The following is an 11,784-nucleotide window of genomic DNA, read 5'->3' on the forward strand; positions in this document are numbered from 1 at the left end:
CCGTTTGAAGATTTAGCCGGTGGCTCCGAAGCCGACGGCGATGCAGTTGATCGAGAGAAGCAGCGCGGACTTCACAGCCTCGCGCCGGTCCTCGTCCTCCTCGCTGCGATAACGACGCAGCAGCTCGACCTGTTCGCGGCTGACCTGGTTGATGGTCGGCAGTCGCCCGTTGAGGCGGTCGCGGAACAGCGGGAAGCGCTCGGCGAGTTCGGTGTCGCCGCTGACGCGCAGCACCATGCGCTTGGTCAGCTCGTATTCCGCCTCGATCATCGAGAAGACGTCGTGGCGGATTTTCTCGTCTGCGACGAGCCCGGCATAGTCGCGGGCGATGTCGAGGTCGACCATGAGCAGCGTCTTCTCCACCTCGTCGAGGACGAGGCGGAAGACCCGCGATTCCTGGAACAGCCGCTTGAGCAGCCGCTCGCCGCTCTCGCCGCGCACCTCGATGAAGCTCTGCAGCCCCGAGCCGACGCCATACCAGCCGGTGATGGCGTGCCGATTCTGGGCCCAGGCGAAGACCCAGGGAATCGCGCGCAGGTCGTCGAGCGACTTTGCGCCGAAGCGCCGGGCCGGGCGCGAGCCGATGTTGAGCAGCGCGATCTCGTCGAGGGGGCTCGCGGCCTGGAAGTAATCGACCAGCCCATCGTGCTGGAGCAGGTTCACATACGCTGCCCGCGAGGCGCCGGAGAGCGCTTCCAGCGCGTCGTCGAACTCGTTGCGGGGCTGGCCCTTGGTCTCGCGCTCGGATTGAAGCGCATGCTCCAACACCGAGGAGGCGAGCAGCTCCATCTGGTAGGCCGCGGTGCCGCGGTTCGCGTATTTGAACGAGACCACCTCGCCCTGCTCGGTGGTGCGGAAGCGCCCGTTGATCGAGCCCGGCGGTTGCGCCAGGATTCCGCGTCGCGTCGGCACGCCGCCGCGGCTCACCGAGCCGCCGCGGCCATGGAAGAAGGCGATCGGCACGCCGGCCTGCTTGCCGAGATCGGTCAGCCGGCTCTGGGCCTTCGACAGCTCCCAGTTCGAGGCGATGAAGCCGCCATCCTTGTTCGAGTCCGAATAGCCGATCATCACCTCCTGCACGCCGCCCTGCCAGCGCGTGGAGCGACGCACGACGGGGACGTTCAAGAGCTCCTTCATAATGGTCGGCGCGGCGCGCAGGTCGTCGATCGTCTCGAACAGCGGCACGATCGGCAGCGGGCAGATCTCGGTGCCGGCGGCGTCGAGGAAGATGCCGGCTTCCTTGGCCAGCAGGTAGGCGCCGAGCACGTCGTTGGTCGAGCGCGTCATCGACAGGATGAAACTGCCGAAGGCCTCGCGGTCGAGCTGCTCGCGCATCTCGCCGACGAGGGCGAAGGTTTCGAGCGTCTCCCTGGCCTCGTCGGGCAGGTCGTCGAAGGTGGCCTCGGGGTTGCGCGGCCGGCCGAGCTCGGTCAGCAGCCACTCACGCCACTCGGGCGTATCCTCCTTCGGCATCGGCTTGCGGTCGCCGATCCTCTGCTTCCAGAGCGCCTGCAGCGTCTTGGTGGTGCGCGTGGTGTTCTCGCGCAGATCGAGCCTGACGGTCGAAAAGCGAAAAATCTCGACCATGCGACGTACCGGACGCACCATGTCGGTGGCGAGCGACAGGCACTTCGCGTCGGCGAGCCCCTGCTCAAGCACCCGCAGGTCGTTGATCAGCCCGTCGGCGCTCGGATAATCGGCGCCGGTCGGGCGCGAGCCCTTGTTGCGCTGGATGGTGGCTTCGAGCTTACGCAGGATGCAGGTCAGGAACTGCCGGTAGGGCTCGCCGGGATTGCGGCTGGCGACGGCCCGGCCGTCGCCGCTCTCGGAGAGCGCCTGCGTCAGTTCCTTCTGGAATTTCTCTGGCACCGGCAGCGAGCGTTCGGTGATCGAGAGCACGCGGCCGAGATGGGTGATGCGGTCGCGGTAGCGCCGCAGGCTCGCCAGTGCGTTCTTCTGCAGCGTCTCGCGGGTGACCGAGGACGTGACGTAGGGGTTGCCGTCACGGTCGCCACCGATCCAGGAGCCGAACTGGAAGAAGGCCGGAACCTCGAAGGTCTCGTCCGGATAGTACTGCGCCAGGCTTTCTTCGAGCGAATATAAAACCTCGGGCAGCATTTCGAACAGCGACTCGTCGAAGAAGTGCAGGCCCCAGGCGACCTCCCGCTCGACGGTGGCTTTTTCCAGATGCAGCTCGCCCGTCATCCAGATCAGCTCGATCTGGTCGCGCAACTCGTTCATCAGGCCGTTGCGCTCGCGCTCGGTCCAGCGCGGGATCTCTAGCTCGCGCAGCACGAGATAGATCCGGCGCAGCTTTTCCAGCACCGTGACGCGCTTGCCCTCGGTGGGATGCGCGGTGATGGTCGGGCGGATGCGCAGGTCCTTCAGCAGCGCATGGATCTGCGGCCCGTCGATGCCGTTGGCGGAGGCCTCCGCCAGCACCTTCGCGAAGGAGCCGCCCAGCGCAGAACGTCCCTCGTCGCGCTCGATATGGCGGCGGCGGCGCATGGCGGCGTTCTGCTCGGCGATCGAGAGCAGCTGGAACCAGATGCCCTGTACCTGGAGCGCGCGGGCGAGCATCTCCGGCGTGAAGGTCGAGATGTCGGCGCGGCCGTGCAGCACCTCTTCCAGTTCCGGATCGTGACGCCGGGCGACGTCGACCAGCGCGTGGAACAGGATGTCGAGCGCATCCTTCGCCGACGTGCCCGTGATCACGGGCGGCGCGAAGGTGTCGCCGGTGCTCGGCGTCGGTGACGGGTGAAGGGTGACGGTCATCGGAGGGTCACCTTGGAATTGGTGGGTGTCGCGACGCCAAACCCTCTCCCCCTCTGCGGAAGAGGGTGGCCCGCGAAGCGGGTCGGGAGAGGGGAGCGCCGGTTCTGGAGAGGGTGCTCCCCTCTCCCGCCTCGCATCTGCGAGGCACCCTCCCCCGCAGAGGGGGGAGGTTTGGAGATTTTTCAGGCCGCCTTACGCTGGCCGAGCACCTGAGCGACGGTCGTGCCGAACGAGCCCGGATCCGGCGCGACGGTGAGGCCGTAGGACTTCATGATCTCGGCCTTCTCGGCAGCGCTGTCGCCCGAGGCGGAGATGATCGCGCCCGCATGGCCCATGCGGCGGCCTTTCGGGGCTGTGAGGCCAGCGACGAAGCCGACGACGGGCTTGGAGAAATTGTCCTTGATCCAGGCCGAGGCCTCGGCCTCCTGCGGGCCGCCGATCTCGCCGATGATCAGCACGGCTTCCGTCTCCGGATCCTCCTCGAACAGGGCGAGGTGGTCGAGGAAGGACGAGCCGTTGATCGGGTCGCCGCCGATGCCGACCGAGGTCGAGATGCCGATGCCGAGCGCCTTCATCTGCGCCGCGGCCTCGTAGCCGAGGGTGCCCGAGCGCGAGATCACGCCGACATTGCCCTGCTTGTAGATGCTGCCGGGCATGATGCCGAGCATCGACTTGCCGGGCGAGATGATGCCGGCGCAGTTCGGGCCGACCACCATGGTGCGGCGATCCTTGGGGTAGCGCATCAGGTAGCGCTTCACCCGCATCATGTCCTGGGCGGGGATGCCGTCGGTGATCGAGCAGACGAGCTTCAGGCCGGCATCGGCCGCCTCCATGATCGCGTCCATGGCGAAGGGCGGCGCGACGAAGGTGATGGAGGTGGTGGCGCCGGTCTCGCGGACCGCGTCCTTGACGGTGTTGAACACCGGCACGCCGACATGGGTCTTGCCGCCCTTGCCGGGCGTGACGCCGCCGACGACGTTGGCGCCGTACTCGATCATTTCCTTGGCGTGGAACGTACCCTTGTCGCCCGTGATGCCCTGGACGATGATCGGGGTCTTCTCGTCGATGAGAATGCTCATGGCGTAATCCTCCCTTTCGCGGGCTTAGTGCTTGGCGTGTCTGCTGGCTTCGACCGCCTTCTGGGCAGCCTCGGACAGGCTGTCGGCGGTGATGAGGTCGAGCCCCGAATCGGCGAGGATCTTCTTGCCGGCCTCGACGTTCGTGCCGGCGAGACGCACCACGAGCGGAACCGCGAGCTTCACCTCCTTGGCCGCCTGCACCACACCCTCGGCGATCCAGTCGCAGCGGTTGATGCCGGCGAAGATGTTCACCAGGATCACCTTCACGTTGTCGTCGGACAGGACGAGGCGGAAGGCGGTCGCGACGCGCTCGGGGCTGGCACCGCCGCCGACATCCAAGAAGTTCGCCGGCGAGCCGCCCGCATGCTTGATCATATCCATGGTTGCCATGGCCAGACCCGCACCGTTGACGATGCAGCCGATCTCGCCGTCGAGGCCGATGTAGTTGAGCGCGTGCTCGGCGGCCTGCGCCTCGCGCGGATCGCCCTGCGAGGGATCGTGCATGTCGGCGATGTTGCGGCGGCGGAACAGCGCGTTGTCGTCGAAGGACATCTTGGCATCGAGCGCCAGCACACGGTCGTCCTTGGTGACGACGAGCGGGTTGATCTCGAGCATGGTGCCGTCGCAATCGCGGAACGCGCGGTAGGCGTTCATGATCGTCTTCACCGCGGCCGAGACCTGCTTGATGTTCAGGCCGAGCTGGAATGCGATCTCGCGGGCCTGGAACTGCTGCAGGCCGACGGCCGGCTCGACGACGACCTGGATCAGGGCCTCGGGGTCCTTCTCGGCGATCTCTTCGATATCCATGCCGCCGTGCTTGGAGGCGATGACGCGGACGCGCTCGGCCTTACGGTCGAGAACGTAGCCGAGATAGATCTCGCGATCGAACGGGTCGGCGGTTTCGATGTAGACGCGCTGGACCGGCTTGCCCTCGGGACCGGTCTGGGCCGTCACGAGGCGCTTGCCGAGCATGTTCTTGGCGGCGTCGCGAACCTCGTTGTAGGTCCGGCACAGCTTGATCCCGCCGGCCTTGCCGCGGGCGCCGGCATGAATCTGCGCCTTCACGGCCCAGAAAGAACCGCCGAGCTCGGTCGCGGCGTAGACGGCCTGATCGGGGCTGAAGGCGACGGCACCCTTGGCGACGGCCACACCGAAGCTCGCGAGAAGCTCCTTGGCCTGATACTCGTGAACGTCCATCGAAGACCTCCTTCGCGTTTCCTTTTGCGAAGCATCCTCGCGTAAAATTCAGTTCACGTGAAGCTGCCTGCGCCTAAACATTTTCTTGATTATGAGTTTAATTTTGCCTGTCCGGCAGTTGTTTAGAGAATTTCTTGAAAAGAGAGTCGGCTGAATCAGCCGGCTCAATTGACCTTGTTCTTGACGATCTCGTAGACGCGCTCGTTCAAAGCAGACGCTTCGCCCAGCAGGCCTTCGAGCTCCTTGAGGCGCGCCTCGGCGAAAGTACGATCGTCCAGGCCCTTGGCGTTGACATAGACGTTGAGCGCCGCGCTACGGAGACCGGCAAACGCCGAGAGAACGGCGACGCCCGCATCCGAAATCACGTTGAGGTTGCCTTTGTCGGCGACGATCTCGGCAAGATCGATCACCTCGCGGCAGGTGCGGCAGCAGGCGAGCGGTACGTCGGTCGCCACCTTGAGCGCCGACTGGATCTTCTCTGCCCGCGCCGCCTTCTCCGCGTCGGTGCCCTTCGGCAAGCCGTAGGCCGCCATCACGGCATCGAACGCCTCGACGTCGTCGGCGATCATGCCGGTGAGCGTCGCGCGCAGGGCCTCGGACTTGGCGAGGACGTCCTTCAGCTCGGCCTCGACCTCGACGTACTTCTTCTTGCCGATGGTGAGGTTGCACACCATCGACACGAGGGCTGCGCCCATGGCGCCGGAGATGGCGGCGGCGCCGCCTCCGCCGGGGGTCGGGGCCGAGCTCGCCAGCCCGTCGAGGAAGTTCGCGATCGTCTCGTTCTGCGCCATGGCTCAGGCCATCTCTTTCGCGAGGGCGTAGATCTCCTCGGCGTCGAACACCTTGTCGCTCGACTCGAACAATTTGCCGATGCAGGCGCGGTGCAGCTTGAGCTTCAGGCCGCCGATGCCGAGCGCCCCGAAGGCGAGCTTGCCGCCGTAATCCTTGCCCTTGTCGGTGGCCTCGATGCCGCCGATGCCGAGCGGGGGCTGCGCGTTGTAGTCGGCGACGATCTCGATCGAGCTCTCGTTCTGCCAGGCCGCGGTCGGAACCAGTTCGAGGCCGATGGCGCCGGCGGCGAATACGAGGTGCGCGCCCTTGACGATCTCGGAACGCGAGGCGTCGTCCGGCGTCTCGGCCGCCGTGACGTTGACCTTGAAGCGCTTATTGACGGAATCGGCTGCGGCCTGGGCCTTGTCGAGCTTGCGCCCGCACAACACGACCTCGGCACCCTCGCCGGCAAGCAGCGCCGCCGAGCGCATGCCGACCGGGCCGGTGCCGGCCAGCACGACCGCCTTCTTGCCCTTCACCGAGCCACCGGCCGCCTTGACGACGAGGGCCACGCCGGCCGCGGCCGTGGTGTTCGAGCCGTTGGAATCGAGCATCGAAGATACGCGGAACGGGCCGAAGAAGCGCTTCTTCACCGCTTCGAACACGCGCTCGCCGGCCGCCATGTCGCCGCCGCCGACGAAGATCGCCGTCGACTGCTTCTCCTTGCCGCCGCGCGTGTAGATCGTGCCGTCAACGAAGGCGCCGACGTTCTCGGGCGTGACGTTGGCGTAGCCGGTGATGTGGTCGGCGCCGCCGTCATAGCCGACGACGACATCGAACACGCTCGGCGCGGCATCCGTGTCGAATTGGAAAAGCAGCTTCTTGGTCATCGTTCCTCTGAGGGTCGGTGCCCGCGCAAGGCGCGGAGCGTTTCCATCATGCGGCTCTGCGGCCGCGTATCTTCAAACTTGTCATTCCGGTGCTCGCCGGAGGCGAGAACCCGGAAACCATCCGCGATGCGGATGGTAGAGGTTCAGGTCGTCGCGCCCAATCGTGGGTTCCGGGTTCCGCTTCGCGGCCCCGGAATGACGACCGGCGAGAGCTTTGCCCTACGCCTCGACCACGTTCTGCGGTTTACCCGCGACGTAGGCCTCGACGTTGTCGACGAGCTGGTCGGCGAGGATCTGCATCGCCTCCTTGCTGGCCCAGGCGACGTGCGGGGTGACGATCAGGTTCGGCAGGTCCTGTTCGCACAGGATGTTGCCGTTTTTCGGCGGTTCCTGTGCGACCACGTCGAAGCCGGCGCCGCCGATCGTCCCGCTCTTCAGCGCCTCGACCAGGGCCTCCTCGTCGACGAGCCCGCCGCGGGCCGTGTTAATGAGGAGCGCATGCTTCTTCATTTTCTTGAACTGCTCGGCGCCGATTAGGCCCTTGGTGTCGGGCGTCAGCGGTACGTGCAGGGTGATGACGTCGCTCTCGCGCAGGATCGTGTCGAAATCGACGAGGCCCGGCTGTTCGAACACGTCGTAGGCGATGACCTTCATGCCGAGTGCCTCGGCGAGCTTGCCAATCGATTTGCCGAGCGCGCCGTAGCCGACGATGCCGAGCGTAGAGCCGGCGATGTCGTGGATCGGGTAGTCGAAGTAGCAGAACTGGCTCGACTTGGCCCAATCGCCCCGGCGCACCGAGTTGGCATAGGGGACGATGGCGCGGCGCAGCGCGAACATCAGCCCGATCACGTGCTCGGGCACGGTGTTGAAGGCGTAGTTGCGGATGTTGACGACCGTGATGCCCTGCTCTTTCGCCTGCTTCTTGTCGACGACGTCGGTTCCGGTAGCGGCAACGGCGATGAGCTTCAGGTCGGGAAGCTGCTTCAGGACATCGGCACGCATCGGCACCTTGTTGATCAGCGCGATTTCGGCGCCCTGGAGGCGCTCGACGATCTCCACCGGCGTCCAGGTCGAGTCGTATTCCTTGTAGTCGTGCGGGAAGCCGAACGCGCGCACCTTGGCGTCGAGAGACTCGCGGTCGAGGAAGACGACTTTCTTGGTCATCGCTGATCCCTGTTCTCGTCCTCGGCGGTGGCGTCCGCCCGGGCTTTTTTGGTGGTTTCGTTCAGGGGAGTGATCCGGGGCCGGCAGGGCAGGCCCCGGACCGAGGTCTTAGGACTTCGAGAGCGGGTTCTCGCGCAGGTAGCTCGATGCGGCGGCGACGCCCGAACCCGGGGTCACGTTGATGCCGTTGTCGATCATCGACATTTCGGCACCGGCGATGGCACCGAGGAGCGAAAGCTCGTTCAGATCACCGACGTGGCCGATGCGGAACACCTTGCCGGCGACTTCCGACAGACCCGCGCCGAGCGCGAGGTTGTAGCGGACGAAGGCGTGCTTGATGATCTTGGCGGCGTCGACACCCTCCGGCACCACGATCGCGGTGACGGTGTCGGAGTTCCACTTGGGCTCCTTGGCGCAGGTCTTGAGGCCCCAGGCTGCGACGGCCTGACGGGTCGCCTCACCGAGCACGTGGTGGCGGTGATAGACGTTCTCGAGACCTTCCTCGAACAGGCAGGCCAGCGCCTCGCGCAGGCCGTAGAGCAGCGGCAGCGACGGGGTGTAGGGGAAGTAGCCGAGGTGGTTCTGCTTCTTGTGGTCTTCCCAGTCGAAGTAGACGCGGGCGAGACGGTCGTTGCTGCCGGCAGAGCCTTCGGCAATCTTGATCGTCTTGGGGCTGACGCAGATCACGCCGAGGCCGGCGGGGAGCATCAGGCCCTTCTGGGAGCCGGCGATGGCGCAGTCGACCTTCCACTCGGTCGCGTTGAACGGCAGCGAGCCGATCGAGGACACGCCGTCGACGAAGAGCAGCGCCGGGTGGCCGGCCGCATCGATCGCCTTGCGGACGGCACCCACGTCCGAGGTGACGCCGGTGGCGGTCTCGTTGTGGACGACCATGACGGCCTTGATGTCATGGTTCTTGTCGTCGCGCAGGGCCTGCTCGATCTTGGCCGGATCGGCGCCGGTGCCCCAGGCCTCTTCCTGCACCACGACATCGAGACCGAGGCGCTTGGCCATGTCGATCCAGAGGTGGCTGAACTGGCCGAACCGGGACGCCAAGACCTTGTCGCCGCGGGCGAGGGTGTTGGTGAGCGCTGATTCCCATATGCCCGTGCCGGAGGCCGGGAACAGGAAGATCGTGCCGTCGGTCGAACCGAACACCTTCTTGGTGTCCTCGAACAGCGGCTTCGTCAGCTCCGGGAACTCGACCGAGCGGTGATCCTCGGAGGGCACCAGCATGGCACGCTGCACGCGATCCGGGATGTTCGTCGGGCCCGGAACGAAGAGGTGGTTGCGACCAGGCCGTCTCGTTGCCGCCATGAGTGTATCCTCCAAATCCAGTTTCTAGCGACCGGGAGCGAGCCCGGTCCTGTCGTCAAATCGTGTTGGCGGGACACGCCCACCGCGTATGCGATCCCGCAGGACAACGGCCGCTGAGTCCCGGTCGCGGGGCGACGTTCGTTCACCCGAACGCCCCGGCACGTGCGTCGTTCCCGCGCGCCCACGGAGACCGCGTGCTCTGGTGACGTCCGTCAGACCTATCGGAAACGCCGGGATCTGCGGAGCGGCGATCCGGCATCTGCCGTTCGCGTCACGGCGCGCTCGTTACGCCGGTCGCCTCCGAATTCCCACTGCCCTCGATGCCCCAGCCGGCCCCCGTCTTCAAGGGTGCCGCGCGAGCCGTCGAACGCTTCCACTCCGTTGTCCTGGGGATCCAGCCGCTTCCGCGGCGCAAAGCGGTATCTCGTTGGACATACCGCCTCGGACCTCACTGCCGCGCAAGATGCCCGCCTTCACCGGGAAAGGAAAACTCAAAAAACTCAAGCGGATGGCAAAAAGAATTTCCCCGTCGGCTCGGCTTCGTCGGCGGTCCGCGCGATCCCGCGACGGGGCCGGCGTCATCAAACTGAGACGGGAATTCGGTTTGGCTTTCCCTGTGTGGACAAGCCGGAGGCGCGGTTGGCAGAGGATCCGGAGACCACGATCCGCGTGCGGACGCTCTTTCTGTCCGATACGCATCTCGGCACCAAGGGCTGCCAGGCCTCTCTGCTGCTCGACTTCCTGCGCGACGTCGATGCGGACACGATCTACCTCGTCGGCGACATCGTCGACGGCTGGCAGCTCAAGTCCGGCTGGTACTGGCCGCAGGCCCACAACGACGTGGTGCAGAAGATTCTGCGCAAGGTCCGCAAGGGCGCGCATGTCGTCTACGTGCCGGGCAACCACGACGAGTTCCTGCGCGACTATATCGGCACCACCTTCGGCGGCATCGAGATCGCCGAGAGCCGCATCCACGTCGCCGCCGACGGCAAGCGCTACCTCATCATCCACGGCGACCAGTTCGACATGGTGGTGCGCCACTCGAAGTGGCTCGCCCATCTCGGCGACGGCGCCTACACAGCCGCGCTCACCGTCAACACCCTGCTCAATCTCGTGCGCCGCCGGCTCGGCCTGTCCTACTGGTCGCTTTCGGCGTGGGCGAAGCTGAAGGTGAAGAACGCCGTCAACTTCATCGGCAAGTTCGAGGAATTCCTGGCCGACGAGGCCCGCCGGCAGGGCGCCGACGGGGTCGTCTGCGGGCACATCCATCACGCCGCCAACCGGGACATCGACGGGCTCGCCTACATCAACACCGGCGACTGGGTAGAGTCCTGTACGGCAGTGGTCGAGCACTACGACGGCCGCATGGAGGTGCTGCATTACCCAAGTCTGCTGCGTGCCCGCGCCGCCGCCGAGACCGAGATGGTCGGCTATGCCGAGTCCCCATCGCGGGCTGTCGCGTGAAACTGCTGATCGCCACCGATGCGTGGCACCCGCAGGTCAACGGCGTGGTGCGTTCCCTGGAGCAGATGGCGCGGGCCGGCGAGGCGCAGGGCGTCGAGCCGATCTTTCTGACGCCGCAGGATTTTCGATCGCTTCCCCTGCCGGGCTATTCCGAGATCCGGCTCTCGCTGGTGACGCGCTCCGGCGTGATGCAGGCCTTCGACGGCCACGCGCCGACCCATGTCCACATCGCCACCGAGGGGCCGATCGGCCATGCCGCGCGGCGGGCCTGCCTGTCACGGGGACGCCCTTTCACCACGAGCTACCACACGCGCTTTCCCGAATACCTCGCCGCCCGTGCGCCGGTGCCGGAATCCTGGAGCTACGCCTGGCTGCGCCGCTTCCACGCTGCGGCGAGCGGCACCATGGTGAGTACGCCTTCGCTCGAGCGCGAACTCGCAGGCCGCGGCTTCTCGAATTTGATGACCTGGACCCGCGGCGTCGATACCGAGCTGTTTCGCCCGCAGACGAGTGACGCGCTCGCCGGCATACCCGGCCCGATTTTTTTGTTCGTCGGGCGGTTGGCTGTCGAGAAGAACGTGGCGGCCTTCCTCGGTCTCGACCTGCCGGGCACCAAGGTCGTCGTCGGCGACGGGCCGGACCGGGCGCGCCTGCAGGGCCTCTATCCTGAGGCCCGCTTCCTCGGCACGCAGACCGGCGAGACGCTGGCAAAGATCTACGCCGCCGCCGACGTCTTCGTGTTTCCGAGCCTCACCGACACCTTCGGCATCGTGCTGTTGGAGGCGCTCGCCTGCGGCCTGCCGGTGGCGGCCTTTCCGGTGACAGGCCCCCTCGACGTGATCTCGGGAACCGGCGCCGGCGTGATCGATGCCGACCTGCGCAAAGCCGCCCTCGCCGCCCTCTCGATCCCGCGCGATCGCTGCCGCACGGAAGCACTTCGCCACACCTGGGCCGAGAGCGCGCGCCAGTTCTACGCGAATATCGAGATCGCCCATGCCATCGGTCCGATACGTGCGGGAAAGGCCGTGAAGCAGACCACGAGGCTCGTCGAACTCGGGTGACGCCTGCCGCACGGGATGCGAGAAGCCGGCATGCGCCCTCGCGTCCCCGGCCCCAAGCGCCCCTTC

The 11,784-nt window shown here is 66.3% G+C and carries 9 protein-coding genes; 2 read left to right on the forward strand and 7 right to left on the reverse strand.

The window, feature by feature from the left end:
* Positions 1 to 12: 12 nt before the first annotated feature.
* The 7 genes from FV217_RS12875 to FV217_RS12905 form a co-directional block, all read right to left on the reverse strand.
* The gene (locus FV217_RS12875; protein WP_147817581.1) at positions 13 to 2,775 is read right to left on the reverse strand and encodes a phosphoenolpyruvate carboxylase; all 2,763 of its coding nucleotides are present in this window, start codon (positions 2,773 to 2,775) and stop codon (positions 13 to 15) included.
* 182 nt (positions 2,776 to 2,957) lie between these two features.
* Positions 2,958 to 3,854: a succinate--CoA ligase subunit alpha gene (gene sucD / locus FV217_RS12880; RefSeq protein WP_147817582.1), complete on the reverse strand. Its 897-nt coding sequence runs from the start codon at positions 3,852 to 3,854 to the stop codon at positions 2,958 to 2,960.
* 24 nt (positions 3,855 to 3,878) lie between these two features.
* On the reverse strand, positions 3,879 to 5,051 hold the full coding sequence (locus FV217_RS12885) for a malate--CoA ligase subunit beta (RefSeq protein WP_147817583.1): 1,173 nt from the start codon (positions 5,049 to 5,051) through the stop codon (positions 3,879 to 3,881).
* 164 nt (positions 5,052 to 5,215) lie between these two features.
* Complete coding sequence (gene fchA, locus FV217_RS12890) at positions 5,216 to 5,842, reverse strand: methenyltetrahydrofolate cyclohydrolase (RefSeq protein ID WP_147817584.1); 627 nt, start codon at positions 5,840 to 5,842, stop codon at positions 5,216 to 5,218.
* 3 nt (positions 5,843 to 5,845) lie between these two features.
* Positions 5,846 to 6,712, reverse strand: coding sequence for an NADP-dependent methylenetetrahydromethanopterin/methylenetetrahydrofolate dehydrogenase (locus FV217_RS12895; RefSeq protein ID WP_147817585.1), 867 nt, complete (start codon positions 6,710 to 6,712; stop codon positions 5,846 to 5,848).
* Between the two features lie 219 nt (positions 6,713 to 6,931).
* A complete protein-coding gene (locus tag FV217_RS12900; protein ID WP_147817586.1) occupies positions 6,932 to 7,876 on the reverse strand; it encodes a D-2-hydroxyacid dehydrogenase in 945 nt (314 codons plus the stop codon).
* Positions 7,877 to 7,984: 108 nt separating this feature from the next.
* The gene (locus tag FV217_RS12905; RefSeq protein WP_147817587.1) at positions 7,985 to 9,193 is read right to left on the reverse strand and encodes an aminotransferase class V-fold PLP-dependent enzyme; all 1,209 of its coding nucleotides are present in this window, start codon (positions 9,191 to 9,193) and stop codon (positions 7,985 to 7,987) included.
* A 639-nt stretch (positions 9,194 to 9,832) separates the two neighbouring features.
* On the opposite strand from FV217_RS12905, the gene FV217_RS12910 reads away from it, so the two are divergent.
* Positions 9,833 to 10,657 carry a UDP-2,3-diacylglucosamine diphosphatase gene (locus tag FV217_RS12910; protein ID WP_147817588.1) on the forward strand — a complete coding sequence of 275 codons (825 nt, stop codon included), beginning with the start codon at positions 9,833 to 9,835 and terminating at the stop codon, positions 10,655 to 10,657.
* Positions 10,654 to 11,718, forward strand: coding sequence for a glycosyltransferase family 1 protein (locus FV217_RS12915; RefSeq protein WP_147817589.1), 1,065 nt, complete (start codon positions 10,654 to 10,656; stop codon positions 11,716 to 11,718). The genes FV217_RS12910 and FV217_RS12915 overlap by 4 nt, the downstream gene beginning before the upstream one ends.
* Positions 11,719 to 11,784: the final 66 nt, after the last annotated feature.

This window comes from Methylobacterium sp. WL9, from assembly GCF_008040035.1.
Lineage (GTDB): Bacteria > Pseudomonadota > Alphaproteobacteria > Rhizobiales > Beijerinckiaceae > Methylobacterium > Methylobacterium thuringiense.